The 22,927-nt window shown below is 23.1% G+C and carries 3 protein-coding genes; 2 read left to right on the top strand and 1 reads right to left on the bottom strand.

Annotated elements, in window-relative coordinates:
- Positions 1-187: 187 nt before the first annotated feature.
- Complete coding sequence (locus UUR8_RS02640; RefSeq protein WP_004025925.1) at positions 188-17,452, top strand: DUF1410 domain-containing protein; 17,265 nt, start codon at positions 188-190, stop codon at positions 17,450-17,452.
- 330 nt (positions 17,453-17,782) lie between these two features.
- Here UUR8_RS02640 and UUR8_RS02635 read toward each other — a convergent pair whose 3' ends face one another.
- On the bottom strand, positions 17,783-19,402 hold the full coding sequence (locus tag UUR8_RS02635; RefSeq protein WP_004026206.1) for a BMP family ABC transporter substrate-binding protein: 1,620 nt from the start codon (positions 19,400-19,402) through the stop codon (positions 17,783-17,785).
- 311 nt (positions 19,403-19,713) lie between these two features.
- On the opposite strand from UUR8_RS02635, the gene UUR8_RS02630 reads away from it, so the two are divergent.
- Positions 19,714-22,791 (top strand): DUF1410 domain-containing protein, encoded by a 3,078-nt coding sequence (locus UUR8_RS02630; RefSeq protein WP_004026129.1) that lies wholly within the window; start codon positions 19,714-19,716, stop codon positions 22,789-22,791.
- Positions 22,792-22,927 lie beyond the last annotated feature (136 nt).

Here is a 22,927-nt window from a genome sequence, read left to right as displayed (position 1 = left end):
CTAGTTTTTTATAAAGATTTAAGTTTTTTATTTTACTAAGATTTATATACGTTTTAGTGGGTTTTATAAGCACAAAGGCCAATCAACGGTCTTTTTTTTTTTTTTTGCTATCATTTTATGAGCATTTTTAGTTGCAGTTATTAATGCTATAAAATAGTATTTTTTATAGTACATAAAGGAAGCATTTATGAATAATAAAAAAAGTAAAAAAATCCAAACAATAAAAAATGATAATAATAAAAAGAATCGTAAACAACGTCTTTTCTTATTGCTTGCCACGTTAAATTTAGCGTGAGCAGGAGCAATTATTGGGATTGTTTTACATTCAAAAAATAATAATGAATTAAGTAATAATGATTTTTATAGTTTTAATGATGATGGTGACTTAATCATTAAAGGTCAATTACCAAAAACTTATATTAACAAAGATGTTTATGGTGTTTTTGTTGATGAAAACAATCAAGAATATAAAATAAAAACTCAAATTGATTCTTATGCAAAATTTGAATTTGATACTAAGTATTTACCAAAAACAGGTAAATATAAGCTAAATCGAATTATTGATTTAAATAATAACATTGTTCGTGAAAATGAGAAGCTAAAACCTGAACAGAAAATTGAAGTTTTAAAACCAGTTCCAACTAATGTATATGAGGATCAAAAAAACGAAAAGCACATTCAATTAAAGGTAAATAAAATACTTGCTAATAAAATTTTAGTCGCAAAATTTGTAAATCAAAATAATGAAGTTTATAGTATTGAAGCACATGTTGGATTAGATCAAAAAATTGATATTGATACAAGTAGTTTAAAAGATGGCAATATTTATTATTTAAAAGATCTAATTTTAAAAGATTCAAATCCATTAACAAAAGTTGTAAATGTTAATGATATTGATGCACAGTTTAAAAAAATTGATAAAACACATACTTATGATAATGAAGGTAATCTTGTTTTAAAAGTTGATTTAACAAATAAAACTAAAAACCAAGCCTTGCCAACAGCAGTTTTTAAAGATGAAAATAATAAAGAATATTTAATACCAGCGTTGAGTGTAAAAAATAATGTTGGGTATTTTAATACTAAAAAATTACCTTTAAATCACAAATATGAATTAAATCGAATTGTTAACAATAATGATTTAAATGATGTTTTAGTGTCAAATAATGAATTAATGCTTGAACATAAAGTTAGTGTAAACAAACCAGCAAAAGCTAAAGTTAATTTTATTGATAACAAAAAAGTATATGAAGTTGATTTAGGTGTTCAATTAAAAAACACTACTCTTGAATTTACCTTAGAAGATCTAAATCATCAAACATATAAAATTAATGCAAAAACAGATGAAAAAGGACTAGCTGTTTTTGATATTTCATCTTTAGGTGATAATAATTTATATGAAGTTATTGGTATTAAAAAAACTAATGAAGTTGATGTTGTTAATCTTAAACAGATCCCATACCATAATCGATCAATTAATAATTTAAATTCAAACGCATTAAACACCCCATATCAATATACAAAAAATGGTGATATTAATTTAATTGCTAAAGTAGCGCCATATTATGTTAACCAACAAGTATATGGAATTTTTAAAGATCAAAATAATCAAGAACACCAAATTTTAGCAAAAGTTAAAAAAGATGGAACCATAGCATTTGATACAGGTGCATTAAATAATAACAGTAATTATTCATTAGACAAAATTGTTTCAGTTTCAAACCCACAAAATGTTTTGGCTTCAAATTTTGATTTAACTTCAAAACAAAAACAATTAATTAAAAAACCAGCTGCTAATGCAAGTGTTGATTCAACTAAAAAAACTCAAATTTTAGAAAATTTAAATAATGATTTAATTAATCAAAAATTAATAGCAACTTTTGTTGATAATAATGATAAAGAATATAAAGTAGTTGCTAATGTGGATCAAAATAATAAAATTATTTTTGATAGTAATGATTTACCAAAAGGATATATTTATCATTTAGCTAAAGTTGAAAATAACGATTTAAATAAAGTCATTAATCTTAATGATTTTGAACTAAAAGATAAAATAATTGATAAACGAGATTTGAATTTATTAGATTCACATCCAAATTTTACGTACGATAATGATGGAAATTTAGAGATTCACACTCAATTAGCAAATGATTTAAATGATGATTTAAAGCAAAAAGCTTTAAATAATCCAAATACCAAAGGGATTGTTGTTGATCAAGATGGTATAGAACATGAGATAGATGTAAGTATTGATGCTAATGGCAAGGTTATTATTCCAACAAAAAATTTAGCAAATAATGACCCAACTAAATCTAATATATACACACTTAAAAAAGTCGTTTTAAAACAAAATAATCAACCAAACATTGATCTAATTAGTGAAGAGCAATTAAGTGGTGATAATCATATTTCGTTTAAAAAACCAACAATAACTGCTAAAACTAAAGAAAATGATGATTATGAAATTAGTTTTTCAAATCCTAGTTTAGCAAATAAAAAAATTAAATTAACATTTAAAACCGATGATAATAATACTAATACAAAAACGGTTGAAGCTAGTATTGGTTTAGATGGAAAAGCTATTTTTAAAACAAGTGATGATACAATTTTTGCACCAGATCATAAATATACACTAACAAAAATTGAAGCTGATAATAAAAAAGTTGCTAATATTGATGAAATTTCACCATTAGATCGAATAGTTAATAAACAAAAAAATGGTAATGTTAATGCTGATAATAAGCATGAGTTTAAAATACCAGATCAAAAAAATAAAGATTTAACTGCTGTTTATAAAGATAAAAATAACAATGAAATTCATGTTCCAATCAAAACTGATGATAAGGGAAAAGTTATTGTTAATCCAAACAATAATTTATTTGATCCTAACAAAATCTATGATTTTGATAAGATTGTAGATTTAAATGAATATCCAAACAAAACAATATTAGATAGAAATAGTATTAACAAAGATGTTAGTGCAATTAATGATGGTGTCGATCAAGCTCGTAAGCTTGTTTTAAAAGCACCAGCAGTTTCTAACGTAACAGTAAATGCTATTAATTTCCAAGTAAACTTATTTGATTTAAATAAACTATCTTATAATCGTCAATTTGCACTAACAATTGCTAAAGTTAATGATTTAAATGATACACAAAAATACATTGCAACTTATGATCCAAAAACTAACAACTATAAACTAAATTTTGATTTTACACACTTAGATGCAAACACAAAATATAAAGTTGTTGATGTTGAATTACTAGAATTAAATAACAAAGAAAAACCAATAAAATTAATTAAAGATGATGTTTTAAATTTTGAATTCACAACAAGCTCAGCAACTACTATTAATCCACCAATTTGAACTAGATTTGATGCGGTTGTTAAGACTAATAATGATACAACTATCACCTTTGAAATTGATGATAAAGATAATATTTTAAAAAATGATCAAAAAATCTATGCACAGTTAGCTTTAATGGATGATGATTTATTAGATACAGATGTTATTAATCCTTTAGTTAATTTTAGTAAAACTAATAAAATCGCTTCAATTAATGGTCTTGATTTAAAAGGAAATAGTAAATATAGTATTAAAAACTTATATTATTTAAATGACCAAAACCAAAAGGTGTATTTATTTAAAAATGATGTTACAAAATATGAACAACATTTTATTACAAACCCTAATAAGATAAATTTATCATTTAATAAAAGCGCTGTAGAACAAGATATTTTTGCAGACCATGCTAATTTATTTATTGATTATAAAGATCATGATCAAAAATTACGAATTAATGATGATGTTAAAATTTATTATCAAAATATTGATAACACTAAAAACGAACTACAAATTGGATATGGAAAAGTTGTTGCTAATAATAAAATTAAATTCAATTTGGTTGGTTTAAAAGAAAAAACAACATATGTTATTAAAAAACTTGAAACTTTAAATAAGAGTGCAAGCAGTATTGTTAATAGTGAATTTGATTTACTAGATCCAAATAATAATTTTAGTACATCTAATAAAAACACAACCCTAGTGGGTCTGAATTCAATTGATAATTGAAATAATGATCAAGCTCCTATAATAAATGCCAAAATTAATATAGGTGATGATTTTCAAGATAATCAACAAGTTAAATTAATTTATGTATCAAATGATAACAAAGAGATTGAATCAAAAGCAGTTACTTTAATCAAAGGAAAAAGAAATTATCAATTCGAATTTTCAAATTTAATTAAGAATCGTTTATATACTTTTTCTAGAATCGTTTATGAAACTAATAATCAAGCATTACATAAGTTAGACACCTTAACTCATCAATTTAGCATTAATCCAAGTAATAATGCAGTTTCTTTAAAAAATAACACTAATATTGAAGTTACAAACCGTATATTAGTTAATAATGACCAATCATTAATTTCAGCAAAGATTGAAGTTGATGACATTGATAATGTTTTAACTACAGCTGATAAACCAAATATTGTTTATCAATTAGAAAATAGTAATGATGCCAATAATAATTTAAAATTAGCAACTAATGCCCAAGTTGTTGTAGAAAACAATAAAAAGTTTTTAAAATTTGATTTAGCTAGTTTGAAAATTAATCAAAATTATGTTATTAAAGAAATTAGTTTTAATTCAAAACCAACTAATGCATATTTTAATTTTACTAATAATAAAACTAATAACATTGTTTATTCATATGATAAACAAAATAAAATTAGTTTATCAAATAATATTAATCCAACATCTTATAAACCCCAAACAATTAACAAGAATGATAAATCAGTAAATATTGATGTTGATCTTCAAGTTGATAAGCAATTATTAGCAAACCAATATTTACGTTTAAAATTCAAGCAGTTAAACGATAATAAAACTGTTTGAACTGATCCAATTTTATTCAATAAAAATGCTAAAATTAGTTTTAAACTTTCTAATTTAATTCATAATCGTGCTTATGAATTAGAAGGTTTATATTATTTTGATGATCAAAATTCAGTAAATAATACGTCAAATAATCAAATTAGTTTTGATTCAAAGATTTATAAACCAAAAATTGAATTTGAACCATCATTAACAAGAATTGATTATGATACTAATAATGCTATTAAAGCAATTAGTGCACATAATGCTCAAGTACATTTTAAGCTTAAAACAAATGATGAAGCATTAGAAAACGATCAAATTGTCGAAGCAGTTTTTGCTCCAACTAATAATTTAAATGATCAAAAAGTAGTTGAAGGAAAATTAAATAATGTAACTAATTCATTTAATGAAGGTGAATTAGAATTTAACTTAAGTGGTTTAAAAGAAGAAACGACATATCGTTTAATCAAAGTAACATTTAAAAATAAACCAAATAAAGCATATGAGTCATTAAATAAAAATGGTGTTATTTTTGAGTATAAAAATGGTTCACAAGCATATGAATTCGCGACACAAAAATTTGAACATAAAGTTATTAGTGTGATGTCAAGCACATCAACAAATACAACACAACAAGAAATTACTGTTAAAATTGATGGTATTCAGCGAGCTTGAAATAATAAAAAGCTTGAATTAGTTTATGAATCAAACATTTTAGGTGATCCTGAAATTAAAACAACAGTTGATAATAACAACAATAGTGTTCATCTAAGTTTTGATAAAAAAGAATATAGTTTAGTATTAAATAATTTAAAACCAGGTCGACGTTATAGTTTAAAGAAAATTAATATTAAAGAAGTTGACAATGGCCAAGATCAGGAATTTGTAAAAGAAATCAATGTAAATAATTCATTTGATGTTAATTTACAAAGTGAAATTACAGCATCAAGCGTAGAAGAAATTAATGATCGTGCTCCTAATAAATTAAATCAAACAACTATTAAAATTAATTTAAAAGATGACAATGATATTTTAAAAACAAATGATATTGCAACAATTACTTATGATAACGAACAAAAAGTTGATGCTATTGTAAAAACTAATGCACAAAATCAAAAATATTTAGAAGCAATAATAACAAATTTGGTATTTAATAAAAATGTAATTATTAAAAAAATTGAATTTAAAAATTTAGCTCAAACCTTTATTAAAGTTGGCAAAAATAATACAAATGTAATTTATGACGAAAGTAATTTAAATAAATTAATTATTAATAATGATTTCCAAATCATTGGTCCATTATCAACTGATGTTAATAGTACACAAAATATAGTGGCTAATAACAAATACGTAATTTCTTCAACACTAGATTTTAAAGTTAATCCACATATTAGTAAGAATTTGAAATTTAAACTTAAATTTCAAAATATCAATGGTGAAGTTGTTTATAGTCCAATTTTAACTAATAGTTCAATTATAGTTAATAACAATAAAAACGTAATTAATTTTACTTTAGATAATTTAAAATCAAATCAATTATATAGATTAGTTGATGTTTATTATATTGATGATAATAATGATACTATTAATGACAAAAACAAAGTACCAAAAGCAAATAATGTTACTCGAATAATTGACATTGCACCTGGTAAAACAACAATTAGCAAATCAAATAATACTTGAAATACTACATCAACAAGTTCACAATTTGAGTTTGTAATTAATAGTGATGATGGTAATGAAGTTTTAGATAATTTAGAAGCAACAATTAGTTTTAAAAAAGGTCAAACTCTACTAACACCAATTAAAGTTAATATTACTAAAGAAAATGATAAATATTTAATTAAAGGCCAAATTAGTGATTTAGAACCAGAAAACAAGTATGTGCTTGAATCAATTCTATTAGCTAAACCAAACAAAACAAACAAGCCATTAGTAGTTGAAATATTAAATAAAGACGATATTTCATTTCAAACACAAGCTGGTAATTATAAAGTTATTCAAATTAAATCACAAAATCCATCAACAGTAGATACAAAACAAAGAATTAAGTTAAAACTTGATGGTATACAAAATGCATGAAATCAAAAACAATTAGAAATAACTTATAGTGCAAACGATAACTCAACAAAAACCGCTATAATTAAATTAGAAAAAAATAAATTAGAATATGAGTTTGAATTAACTAATTTAGATAAAAACCGAACTTATACATTTACTAAAATTGAATTAATTAATGATAATAGCACTAAAACACCATTTAATAAAAGTGATTCGATTCAAGATAAATTTATTGTTTTAAGTAATAATCAAGTTGGGGTTGGTAATATTATTGAAATTCAAGATAGAGATGTAAATCATTTAAATAGTGCAAAAATTCGGTTTGAATTAAATGATTTAGATAATGTTTTAAGTAATGATGAACAAGCAACTATTACTTATAATAATAATCAAACTACTAGTGCAAAAGTAATTACTGATCAAAATCAAAAATATTTAGAAGCAACTTTTAGTAATTTAGTCTTAAACAAAGATACTATCATTAATAAAATTGAATTTAATACAAAACCTAAAAATGCAAGTAAGAATATTGGTATTAATGATACTAATGTTATTTATGATGCTACTAATTTAATAATTAATAACGATTTAAAAATCACTGGCCCACTTCATACACTAAAAGAGTTTGAAGCTAATAATAAAACAAATATTTCAGTTTCATTAGAATTAAATACAAATAATCATATTAGTAAAAACTTATATTTTATTGCAAAATTTGACAGTAATGATGGTCAAAGCGTTTTAACAAGTCCAATTGCTGCAGATAACATTGTTACAAATAATAACAATAATAAAAAAGAATTAACATTTAATTTAACTAATTTAACATCAAATCGTCAATATATTTTCAAAGGACTATATTATGTAAATTCATCAAATCAAACTAATATTGATGAAAATAATAAATTTGAGAAGAATTCAAACGTTGATTATAAAATAACTGTTAAACCAACGATTACTACGATTCAAAAAAATGGTAATTGAACATTCCCACAACCAAATGCTCAAAAATTTAAGTTTAATATTAATTCAGATGAAAATGTTGATTTTAGTACTGATTTAGAGGCAACTATCACTTTTAGTGACCAACATGATACTAAAAAAACAATTACAACAAAACTAAAACAAAAAGATAATCAATGGTATATTGAAGATACTATTAGTGATTTAGCTTATAATGATACATACAAATTAGATGACATCTCAATTACTAAACCAATGAATGCTTTTGCTAATTTAAAAATCCAAATTGAAAATAAAGAACAAATTAGTTTTACAACTCAAAGTGGACCAACACAATTAGTTAGCATTACGTCTCATGATTTAACGTGAAATGATCAACCTAATGCATCAAATCAACAAATAATTACTGCTAAAGTATCAGGAGTTAATGATCTATATAATAATCGTAAGATTAAGTTAGTCTATGAATATAGAAGTAATAATCAAAAAAGCTTAGTTGAATCAAATGAACTAACTCTTCAAAAAGATCAAACACAATATACTTTCACACTGCCAATTAGTGTTGCTAATCGTCAATATTCTTTTAAAGAAATAAAAATAAAAACTTCTAATAATAATTTTGAAACACTTAATAATTCAACAAATGTTACGAATAACTTTAATGTAAGTGCATCAAAGACACAAATAGTCATTGAAAATAATAATTTAGCAACAAATATAACAAGTACAAGTGCAACAATTACATATAAATTAAAATCTAAAGATCACGTATTTCAAATGGGTGATAGTATTATTACTTATTTTAAATCTAATGATGATGAACGTCAACAAATACCATATACAAAAACGATCACAAGTGTAAGTAGTGATGGAAGTGAGGCAACAGTTAGTTTTAATACTGATCAAACACTAAAAGAAGAAGCAAATTATAAACTAATAAAAGTAAGCTTTGTTAGAAAACCAACATTAGCTTACACTAATATTAATAATGATGCTAATAATATCGTTTTTGAAAACAACAATTCAAATTATAATTTTAAAACCTTAATTGTTGATCATAAAGTAACAAATGTTAGTTCTAATGATTCTATAAATACTACAACACAAACAGTTAATATTGATATTGATGGAATTCAACGAACTTGAATTAATAAAAAAATTCAATTGGTATATACTTCAAATGACGGTGAAGAAATTTTAAGTGATCAAAAAACATTGCTTTGAGCCAATAATCATTATAGTTTCGAATTGTCTAATTTAAAACATAATCGTAAATATACACTAAAAGAAGTAAGAATTATTGATGATGATAATAAAACACCAATAATTTTCCATTTAAAAAATGGAATAGCTGATTGATTTATTGTTAATAAAACACAATCGATTAGTATAAGTTCAATAATTGAGCCAATTGCAAGAGCAAAAAATAATTTACAATCAACACAAATTAGATTTATATTAAATGATCCTGATAATGTTTTAAGTAATGAAGAAGAAGCAATCATTAATTATGGTGAGAATTTATCTGTAAAAGCAAAAGTTAAAATTGTAGGGAGTCAAAAATATTTAGAAACAACATTCAATAATCTAGCATTAAACCAAGATACTATTATTAACAGTATTACTTTTATTAATAAACCAATAAAAGCTGCTACGAATATTGGAATAGATAATAGCAATAAAATATATAACAATACAAACAATATAAATCCATTAAAAATTGATAATAATTTTAGTGTCATTGGTCCTGTTCAAAGTGATACTAATAAACGTATTACTTTAGAATATAATAATAAAACTAATGTAAAAGTTAATTTAGAATTAAAAGCTAATGATAATATTTTGCAAAATTTATACTTTATAGCAACATTTAAAGATCAAAATAATGAAACCGTAAAATCAAGTATTGTTTCTTATAGTTCAATCAAAAAAGAAGGTAAAAAACAAATTATTGAACTTAGAATTCCAAATCTAAAATCAAATCGTTTATATCACTTTGATAATTTATATTATTTATTAAATCAAGACGATCAAGATCTTATAGATAATAATAAATTAATAAGATCTAATAATGTTGTTAATGAAATTGAAGTTAAACCCGGTAATACAACTTTTAAAAAAAATAATGTTGAATGACAGATCAATTCAAACAGTGTAAATTTTAAATTACAAGTTGAATCTGATGATGAAGACATATTTGATAATAATGTTATGGCTGATGTTATCTTTTCATCAAAATCAAATCAAAATGATACAAAATTTGTTAACAATGTAAAATTAAAAAAAGAAGGAAACATTTGGTTTATTGAAGGTATAGTAAATAATTTAAAACCAGAAACAGAGTATGAGTTAAAGTCTATTGTATTAACTAAGCCACTAAATGCTAACTCTAATCTTAAAACTATTAATCCAACTAATATTTCATTTAAAACAAAACCTGGTAATTATGGAATTATAAATATTGAATCAAATGAAACACTAACAAATTCGCAAAATGTTAATGTTACAATTGATGGAATTCGTAGTGAATGATTTAACAAAGAAGCTAAATTAGTATATATATCTAATACAAATGATGAAGTAGAGGCGAAAGTTAATTTAGAAGAAGATAAATTAAATTATGTTTTTAATTTTAATAATTTAAAATACAATCGCAAATATACTTTGAAATCCATAAAATGATTTGATGGTCAAAATTGAATTGATTTTCCAAATAAGCAAAATCTTCAAAATTCATTTATTATTAAAGGAAAAACACCAATTAGTGTCAATAAGTTAGATGAGATTAGTGATCGAGTAATAAATAATTTAAATGTAGCAAAAATTCAATTTTCATTAAATGATCCTGAGGATGTATTAAGTAACAACGAAATTGCTGAAATAACATATGATACAAATAAAAAAACAAATGCAAAAGTTATTACAGTAAATAATGAGAAATACCTAGAAGTTAGTTTGTCTAATCTTGAATTTAATCATGATACAATTATCAATAAAATTGAATTTATAACTCGTCCTAATAAGGCAGTTGATAGTGTTGGTATTAATAATTCGAATAAAATTTATGAATTAACAAATTTAACAGAAGAAACTAGAAAATTAAAAATTAACAATGATTTTAGAATAAGTGGTCCATTATCATCTAATAATTTACATCTTGAAATTAAAAATTATAATGATAAAGAAAGTATTAATTCATCAATTGAATTTACAATAAACAAACATATAGCTAAAAATCTTAAATTTAAGCTTAAATTTAGAAATGAATTTGGTCATGAAGTATATAGCGAATTAATTGATGGTAATGATATTAATAAAACAGGCAAACAAGAAGTTCTTTTTAGTGTTAAGGGGTTAAAATCAAATCAATTATATAAATTAGTTGATGTTTATTACTTAGATAATATTCATCAAAATATTGATGAAACAAGAAAAATATTTAAGGACCATAATGTATCTAAGGAAATTGAAATTAATCCAGGTGTTACGATGATTAGTAAACATGGAAATTGAAAATCACCTACAGATACAACAGCTAATTTTGAATTTAAAATTGAAACTCAAGATGATAATGATGTTTTAGATAACATTGATGCAACTGTTAAATTTAAAGATGAACATAATAATATTAAGCAAAAAATAGTTCGTATAATTAAAGAAAATAATGATTGATTAATCAAAGGTCAAATCGATAATTTAAATCCAGAAACTAAATATAAATTAGAAAATATTGAATTAAGTAAACCATTAAAAACTCACACTAATTTATCTGTATCGATTAATGATAAAGAAAATATAAGTTTAATTACTGAAACTGGAAATCCGGTTTTAAAAGTTATTCAAACTCAAAATGATGCTATTAATGATACTCAACAAACTATTAATGTAACGTTATCAGGAGTTAACTCTAAATATAATGGACGTCAGATTAAAGTAGTTTATAAAGATAATAATAATGTTATTTATGAAAGTTCTTTAATTACATTACAAAAAGGTAAAAATGACTATCAATTATTGTTATCAAATTTAAATTCAAATCGAGAATATAGGTTTGAAAAAATTGAAATAAATCATATTTCTAATACTAATAATTTTGAAGATCTTCAAAAATTAAATGGTGTGTCAAATACATTTATTACTCAAACAAAAAATACTACAGTTCAATGAAATGATAGTAGTGCTACAATTGTTGGGACACGTGGTGTTAATTTTAATTTCAAAATTAAATCAGAAGATAAAATTTTAGAAAATAATCAACAAGTAGTTGCATGATTTGCTCCTAAAGAAACAATTAGAGATACTAATACATGGTTACAATACACAAGACCATTAAAAGATGTAACTAGTGATTTCAAAGAAGGAACTTGAGCGCATGATTTAAGTAATAGTGTTAATTTTAAAGAAGAAACAACTTATAAATTAGTTAAAATCCAATTTGTTAACAAACCAACAAAAGCCAAAAATAATATCAATAATAGTGAAAATAATGTTATTTTAGATAACACAAATTCTATTAATTCAAATTATGAATTTACAACGAAAGTTGGCGACCACAAATTAATAAATATTACATCAAGTAATAGCGTTAACACAAATTCGCAAACAATTAATTTTACACTTAGTGGAGTTAAAAAATCATGAGTTGGAAAGAAAATAAAACTAAGTTATAAATCAAATGATACTAACGAATCAATTTATACTAATGAGGTATTAATTGAATCTAATAAAACACAATATAATATATTGTTAAATAATTTAAAACGTAATCGGACATATACCTTAATTGATGTAAAATTGATTGATAATAATAATGTTTCAGATTTCCCAAAAGAAGGTAATTTAACAAATAGTTTTATTACAACAAGAACAAGCGCCATAAATGCATTAAATATTGAAGAAATTAATAATCGAGTCTCAACTAATTTAAAATCTACTATTATTAAAATTAATTTAAATGATCCAGATAATGTACTTAGAGATAAAGATCAAGCTACTATTGTTTATGGTAATAATAAACAAGCAATGGGATTTATTACTGTAAGTGGTAATATCAAATATTTAACTGCTACTTTAGTTGATTTAAATTTTAATGATAAAGTAAATATAGTAAATATTAGTTTTAATAATAAACCAAGTATAGCAGCTGAAAATATTGGAATTGATAAATCTAATAATATCATTTATAATAATGATTCAATGCCTAAATTAGAAATTAATAACGATATTATTGTTAATGGTCCAATAAATAAAGAAATAGTTGTTAAAAACGCTAATCAAAAAAACAATATCGATGTAGATCTTGGATTGCAAATTAATCCTAAAATAGCACATAATTTAAGATTTATAGCTAAATTCAAATCAACAAATAATGATATTATTGAAACTAATGTTATTAATGGGTCATCTTTAGTAAATAATGACGGAAAGACATCAATTAGATTTACTTTAAATAATTTAAAAGCTAATAAGTTATATTCATTAGTTGATGTGTATTATTTAGTAAATAATAATTCAAATACAATTGTTGAAAGTAATAAATTACCAAAATTAAATAACATTAATTATCAAATTAAAATAAACAAATCACACACTATAATTTCTAAAAATGGCGAATGATTAAATCCTTCAGATACAAGTGCTGAATTTAATTTTCTTCTAAAAACAGATGATAATGATGGAGAATTAGATGCAAATGCAACAGCTACGGTAACATTTAATAAAAATGGTGGTACTTTAAAACAAGTAAATGTTAACTTATTAAAAGAAAATGGGAAATGATTAATTAAAGGTAAAATAAATAATTTAGAACCAAATTCAACATACGTATTAAATTCAATTAATATTACAAAACCAAGCAATGTTTATGAAGATTTAGATGTTTCTATCGAAAATAAAAGAAATATTTCATTTACAACCCAATTTGGACCTACAATTTTAAATGAATTGTTATCAACGAATGAAATTAGTGTTGATTCTCAAACGATTAATGCAACATTTTCTGGAGTAAATGATCAATATAATGGGCGCCAAGTAAAATTAATTTATCGTGATCAAAATAACGAATTATATGAAAGCAATATAGTTAATTTAAAAAAAGGTATGCAAAAATATAGTTTTACTCTAAGTGGTCTGATAGCTAATAGAAATTATACTTTTGTTAAAATACAAATTAATGATGATAAAAATAATTCTCAATATATTGATTTAAAAAAACAAAATACTGTAAATAATAGTTTTAAACGAAACCCATCAACAACAAGCATCGAATGGAGTGCTCCATTAAATATTACGTATAATAGTGCTGAGTTAAATATAAAATTAAAATCTGTTGATCAAATATTTGAAACTAATCAATCAGTTATCGTATATCTTGAAAATAAAAATAATGGTCAAATAAGTCAATGGACTAGAAAAATTAGTGAAGTTAATTCTAATAAAACTGTAGCTACAATCAATGTTGAAACAGGGGCCACATTAAATGAGCAAACTGAATATAAATTATTAAAAGTTGAATTTGTTCAAAAACCACGTTTAGCATATGAAAATTTATTACCTGGAAATATTATTATTAATAATAATGAAAATTATAAATTCAGAACGATATCAGGACCAACAACTATTGTAAATATTACTTCAAACGATAATATTAATAATACAACCCAAACAATTAAATTAACTGTTTCTGGTGTTAATGATAATTATGCTGGTAGAAAAATTAAATTAGCTTATAAGGATAATAATGAGGAAATTGTTTGAACAAAAGAAGTTACATTGGAAAATAATAAAAAGATTTACGATTTAGTTCTTGATAAGGATTTGATTACTAATCGTGAATATAAATTATTTAAAGCTCAAATTACTGATTCAAAAGATACTAATACAGTGTTTAATGATTTAAGTATTAATGGTGTTAGTCATAAATTTGGTATTAATCCTTATAATACAAATTTATCTATCGATTATTCTAATTGGGTAACAAATTTAACTGAGAATAGTGCTACTATAAATGTAAAAGTTAATTCAACTGATCAAGTTTTTGAAAATAATCAAATTGTTGAAGCCACATTTGTATCTACATCAAATCCATCAGAAATTAAAAAAATTGATGGTGTATTAAGCGAAGTAAGTGCAAATAAAAATAGTGCTAAAATTAAATGAAATTTAACTGATTTAAAACCAGAAACAGAATATAGATTCACATCAGCTAAATTTAAAAATAAGCCAGATTTAGCTAAATGAATGTTAACAATAAATAAAAATAATGTAATATATGGAGGTAACTTAGATACTAAATTCAAAACATTAATTGATAAACTAAAATTATTGAAATTAGAATCAAATAATGATATTTATTACAATATACAAGAAAATGCTGTTAATCCTAATAGAGTGATAGGAACAATAAAAGCAGAATTTTCAAGAATTAATTCTAATTACATTAACAAAAAAATTAAATTAGTATATGAAGATAATAATCATCAAGAATGAGAAACTAATGAACTAACTTTATCAAACAATAAAACTAGTTATAATTTTGATATTAGTAAACTAACTCCTAATAGAAAATATTCTTTCAAAAAGATTTTAATTTCAAATAATAATATCTTTGAAGAATTGCTAAATTCAAATAATATTGCTGATTCATTTATATATCATCATGCACCAACTGCAGTAACATTTAAAACAGAAGGCGATGAAAATCAATTGTGAAAATCAAATATTGGCATAACTACTGCTAAATTTAGATTAGGTTTAGAATCATTAGATAAAATTTTAGAAAATGGTGATAAGATAAGTGTAACTTTTGCTAATAAAAAATATCCAAACAATCAAGATAAAATGAAAGTTTATACAATGTCAATCATTGATTCAAGAAATGATGGATTATACGCAAATATTAAACATGATTTAGTAAATCTTGATGAAGGAAATGAATATTACATAAAAGAAATAAGAATGATTAAAAAACCAAACAAAGCTTATGAAGATGTAAATGGTAATAAAATTATTTCACCAATTAATGATGCACAAAGAAGAACGTTAGAGAATATTAATTTTAAAACAAATTGAGCAATATATAATGCAAAAAAATACGGAAATTGGGATCAACCAACAATTAATAGTGCAAAGTATGCTTTTGAAATTACAACTACTAATGATGGAACAATGTTAAATACAAATTCTAAATTCCAATTGGTATTTAAAAAAGTTAGTGATAGTACCAAGACATTTATACAAACAATTAATTTAGTAAGAAAAGATAATAAATGGATTCTTGAAGGAGAAATATCTAATTTAGAGCCAAATACAGAATACATTTTATCTTCAATAAAATTATCAAGACCAACAGGCAATGATCTATTTGATACAGAATTAAACACAAACATTAACATTATTGAACAAAATCAAAATAAAATTTTAACTAAAGGTATTGATCCATATATCGAATCAATTACTTATGAAAAAACTAATGATTTAAGAAGAAGAATTATTAAATTAAAAATTAAGGATATAAAAGATTACAATGATGGTGATAGATTAGTATTAGAGTATAGATACAATAATTCAACTTCTAAAAAAGAAGTAAGCTTAACTTTAAATAAAAATCAAGAAGATTATAGCGTTAATATTGAAAATTTAACTTATAATCGTGAATATACTTTAAAAAATATTATTAAAATAAATCATAATACTAATAATATTACTTCAATAGATATTAGTAAATTAAATGGTAAAACATTTGTTGTTGAACCAAGTGTGACAAAATTAACTAATTTTAAAAATATTACAAATTTTGATGAAAAAAAACAAATTTGATCAAGAATAATGGAATTTAATATTACTAATGATGATGAGTGATTTTCTCAATCATTATTAAATTCATATAAAATTCGTGCTATTGTGGAAAATTTATCAACCAATAAAATTGATGATAACCCAATAATTAAAATTGTAAATGACAATGGTAAACCTAAATTACAAATTCATATTAACAATATTGATATAAATGATCAAAATAATGAATATAAATTAAGAATTGTAAAATTTGAAAATAAACCAAATTCTTACCTATATAAAGACATAAATAATGATTGAGAAAATATTTTTTATGATACTAATAAAAATGGTTCAGTTATATACAAAAGTTCTAATACAAGTAATTATGCTGGAATAGTAGATATTACGAATGTTGATCATAACATTTATACTACAAATAATGCAAGTTATACTTATGTTAGTTTTAGTGGAAGTGTTAGAAAACTTATTTTTAATAATATGAATAATCAAAATGATTCTATTTTTGGTGAAGTTATGTACAAAAATTTAGATAATGGTCAAATTTATAATACAACAGTTGGAATAATTGAAAATAATGTTAACAAAAATTATAATACTCCTGGACAATTTCAACTACCTTTAGATAAAATGCCAAGATCTTCAAGATATCAATTTTATGGTATTAAATATTGAAGAGCAAATGATAAAAAAGATAATGCAAAAATTGCATTAGTCCCAAATAATAAAAAAACAAAAATAATTTGATTGTAACAATTATTCAAAAATAAACATTAAAAAAAACATAAATTAAATTGTCTACCTTTTATAAAAAGAAGGTAGACTTTTTATTTATAAATTATAAAATCTGTTTTAATTAAAAATTAAATTTGTTCTTTATTGAAGTGCTACAAACATTTTAAATACGCTTTTATATAGTATTTTAAATGCTTATTTACTAAAAATGGATTTATATAACACAAAAATCCAATACCTTAAGTATAAAGGTATTGGATTTTATAAAAATTAAAAATGATTTATTTATACTGAATATATTTTGTTAATAGAATAATTTTATTAAAATTATATATAAATGTTAGATGATTATAATTTTGGAATTTTAATACCATGTTTTGCATAAAAACCTAACATCCCATCATAACTAATTTCAGAATATCCTCCATCTTTAACATTTGCGCCTGCGAAGGATAAAATTAAACCAACTAAACGACGTTTGTCATCATCATTTTTAGCTTTATCTCATATTTCTTTAAAAATAGTTGAGGCATTTTGTGCAGTATATGTTGATTTAGCAACAGGATAGTAATAATATGAACCATTTGCTGCTTTATAAATGGTTCCCCCATTTACTTCTGGACTAATTGTTTTTCCATTTATTAATTCACCTTCATTACCCCTAGCGTTAGCAAGATTTTTAGGGTTTATATATCCATCAATTTTAGGATCTTGGTTTAAACTTTTAAATAAAGGATCTTGGATCATTTTTTGAACTAATTGGTCATATGTACTTACTTTATTAGTTTCATCTGTTTGTGCTAGATTAAAAGCATCAATTAAATAGTGATAAGCAGATTCTGAGATTCCTACTACACCATCAACTAGTGAACCTACAGTGTTTACACCTAATTTATATTTATCATGAACATCAATTTCATCACCAATTTTGTTAACATGTCCTTGAAATTGAGCACCATTTACAGCGTTTTCTAGTAATTTTTCAATTGCTACTCCTAATCGTTTAACAATTGAAAAACGAATAACACCGTTTTTATTTCCGCTTATATTAGTATTTTTAAAAGTATTTGCTTCTTTATTAATTGTCTTATCGTTTTCTTGTTCAGTATCTACGCCTATTATTGCTACTTTGTGTGAAGTTGTACTAATTGCTTCATTAACTGCTAAACTCATTTGGGTAATTGCTACTGGTAAAATTAAATCAGCTTTTTTAGAAATTAGTTCCTTAAGGATTTTTTTAGCATTTTCATTGTTTTCATCAAATCCTCCAGCACTACTTTGTGAAGCTTGAACCTCATTTACTTTGATCCATGTTTTAGATTCACTACTTCCTTCTTGTAATACTTTTTTGTTTGCTAAATGCTTGTTTGCTCATTCAATACCCAAGGCAAATCCTGCTAAATAATTAGTAGTGTTTTTAGCATTTAAAGCAACATATCCTCCCCAGTTAAGTTGGCCATCTGTTGCAAAAATGTTTTGGTTTGTATTTAGCATATAAGCGGCAGCAATTCCACCTAAAAAAGCAGCATCATCAACTTTAAAATAAACACTTGCAACACGATTTGCACCATCAAATAAAGAAGGATCATTATTTGCATTATAAACTGTATCTAATAAAAAACCAACAGCATTTTTATCAAATTTAGCGTTTTTTATTGCGTCTTGTAGATAATTGCTTTGTGAAAACCCTGGTAATAAAAATGCACGTTTTCCATCTTCGACCATACTTTTATGGATTGTTTGAAAACCTTCGCTTGTATCAGATTTAGGCGCTTTTCAATAATAATGTGAATCATTTAATTCACTATTAGAAGAACTTATTTCATTTTTAACATTAACATTTGGTTCATTATTTTTAGTAACAGAATTATTGTGTTTTGCACAAGCTGTTGTTACAACTGTTGTTGTGATGAACGCTAGTGTACTTAAAGCTCCAATTACTATTTTTTTAATATGTTTTTTTATCATATTTCTACTCTCCCTTTATTTATTTTTAAATTCCAACAATTTTACTTTTTTTTAAATTGTCCAAAAATACTGTATAAATGATATCATATTTTAAATTTTTAACTTCCCAACACAATTTAAAATATTAGATTAGCACTATTATTTAAGCTGAATTATTGTTTACTATGCTTTTGCTTAATATTTTTTTATAAAAGGGTTTTAGTGTAGCAATTTATGAAATATTGGTATTTACACAAAATAAATTCAAAAAAAAAAAAAAAAATGTGTTTTAATTAAATTATGTTAAATCGTTTTAGAAAATAAATATTAATATGAAAATGAAAAATAATAAGAAAATACATTGAAAAAAGCATATTAAAATTGCTTCTTTTTTAATATGCTTAAATCTATGTTGATCAGCTGTCATAGTCGGAATTGTTTTAAGATTTTATGATAAGGAGAATTCAATTATTTTTGTAGATCAAAATAATGATTCTTATTGATTAAAAATTCATGATAAAAAAGATCTTAAAACTGAGATTAATAACCATTTACCACAAGGTAATGTTTATCGATTACAAAAAAATAAATTGTCTAATTCCATAATTGGTTTAACTTTATCTAAAATAGATAAAACCAATGAATATTCAAATACTGGTGATATTGTTATTAAAGTTAATTTAAAAAACAAAGCTAAAAAGAATCCGCAAATTATGGGTGTTTTTGTTGATGAAAAGTATCAATATCATTACATACAACCAACTATTAAAGATAAAGTTGCTTATTTTAATACATCAAAATTAGTAAATAATCATGATTATCGTTTAGTAAAAATTCTTGACAAAACTGATTACAATCACGTTTTAATTCAACAAAATGAGTTAGCGATTGAACATCAAATTATGATTAGTAAACCACCTAAAACAGCTTCTTTTATTAACCAAAATAATCAAAAAATATACCGAATAAATGTAGGAAAGTGATTATTTAATTCTTCTCTTAGTTTGCAACTAAAAGATTTAAATAATCAAATTTATAGTATTAATGCTAAAGTAGATGCAGAAGGAAATGTTGATTTTGATGTAAGTAAATTAGCAAATAATAACTTCTATGAATTAGTTAACATTTATAAAAATAACACGCATCCTTTAGTTAAAGTTATTAATCCAATTAATATTTCATATCATAATAAAACTATTAACAATTTAAATGTTAATAGTTTAAATCAACCATATCAATATACAAAAAATGGTGATATCAATTTAATTGCTAAAGTAGCGCCATATTATGTTAACCAACAAGTATATGGGATATTTAAAGATGAAAATAATAAATTGCATAAATTATTAGCTAAAGTTGATAATGATGGTCAGATTTGTTTTGATATTGGAAAATTAGTAAAACCAAACCAGTATCGATTAGAAAAAATTGTTTCTGCTAGTGATGAAAATATTGAATTAGTACACAATTTTGATTTATCTAATAATCAAAAACAAACTCTTAATAGACCAAATATAGTGGTTAATTATTTAAAAAACGGGGATTATACAATAAATTTTAACGATGCAAATTTAATTAATAAAAAGATTGAACTTAAATTCAAAATTGATAATACTAATGAAATAAAAACAATACAAGCAATAGTAGATGTTAGCAAAAAAATAACACTAAAGACAAATGATAATACTTTATTTGCGCCAAATCATAAATATACATTAATTGGAATTGTTGATAATAAACTAACAGTCAATAACAATATTGCGAATTTAGATGATATTTTAGAAATTAACAAAGTGATTATTAGAAAACCCTTAGTTAAAGTTTTAACAAGTTCACTAGTTGAAGAACCGCGATCAGCAAATAGTATTAATTCAACAAATATAAAGTTTGAAATTAGTGATGAAGCCAATGTTTTAAATACAAATATGAGTGCAACTATTAATTATGATAATAATAAAATTGCAAAAGCTTATGTAGTGGTTGAAAATAATAAAAAATATTTAACAGCTCGATTAGATAATTTAGAATTAAATAAAACATCTTTTATTAATAAAATTGAATTTGATCAAAAGCCACCTAAAGCAATTGTAAATATTGGTTATTTAGATACTAATATTATTTATGATGATACAAAAGAAGAAAAAAATCAACCTTTAACAATCAATAATGATTTTGCATTATTACCATTAGAAAACCAAGAAGATTATTTTCAACGTAAAAATGAAGCTAATATTAAATTAAAAGTTGAATTAAAAGCCAATCCTAATATTCTAAAAAACCTTACATTTGCTGCAACTTTTAAATACAAAGACAACAAGATTGTCAAAAAAATTAAAACTAACGCTATTAGTTGTACACCAATTAAAAATGAAATAAATAAGTGAATGATCGAATTTAATTTAAAGTTTGATGACATTAAAACTGCTACATTATATGAACTAGATAATATTTATTATTTAGATAAAAATAATCCAAATAATTTAGATGAAAAACATAAATTAAATCAAATTACTTATAATTTTGAATTACAAAATCCTTTATCAATAGCTTTGATGGAAAAATATCCAAAAAACACACTTGATGTTGATAAAAAAACTAATCATCCAGTTTGTGAAGTGAAATTATTTATTTTAAATGTTAAATATCCTTGATTAGTAAATAAAAAAGCACGTTTTGTTTTTTCTTATACAACAGTTGATGGCACAAAAAAAGAGTTTATGGCTTATAGCAATGATATTGGTAGTATTGATCAAATAATTAATAGAGAAAATCTTTTATTTAAATTAAAAAACCGTATGTATGTTAAAATTCCATTACCAATTGCTAATCGAGAATATAATTTTGAACGAATAGAAGTTTTAAACGATGATAATACTTGAACAATTTTTAATCAAAGCTCTATAACAATTCGTTGTCGTCCAAGTCAAAACACGATTTTAACAACTGCAAGTGATTTTAATGAAAATAAAGAAAATAAGTATATTAGAAACATTTCACCAACCCAAGTTAATCTTAATTTAGAATTAATTTCCCACGACCAAGCTTTTCATGATGGTTTAGTTGCTAATTTAGAATTAATTGATGATAAAGGAAATATTAAAGGACCTTATCAAATCACACTTTCGAAAACAGATAAAGAATTTGATGGATTAATTAAAAATCATGTTGACCCTAATAAACATCAAGAATTACAAACAGGTTTAACATCATGATTAATATCAGAAAATAAAATTAATAATTTAGAACCGAATACAAAATACTATATCAATCGTATTTACTTTAGTGAAAAGCCAAATTATTTAACTTATAAATGAAATTTTGCTAATAACAATAACGAAATTTATAATCGTAATCAAGCAAAAAAAGATAATCCTCAACACAATGATTATTCATTTACAACAACTAATTAATATAAATTCAAAAACTTTTAGTGATTATAAATTTACTAAAAGTTTTTTTTAATTGTTAAAATAACTAAATTTTGGTTAATAATGATATTTAAGTTTATCTCAGCATCATTTATAATATAAATTAGATTATATATTT

The sequence above is a fragment of the Ureaplasma urealyticum serovar 8 str. ATCC 27618 genome, assembly GCF_000169535.1.
GTDB classification, from domain to species: domain Bacteria; phylum Bacillota_I; class Bacilli_A; order Mycoplasmatales; family Mycoplasmoidaceae; genus Ureaplasma; species Ureaplasma urealyticum.
Note: the sequence above shows the minus strand (reverse complement) of the source record. Positions and strands in the feature narration are given on the sequence as shown.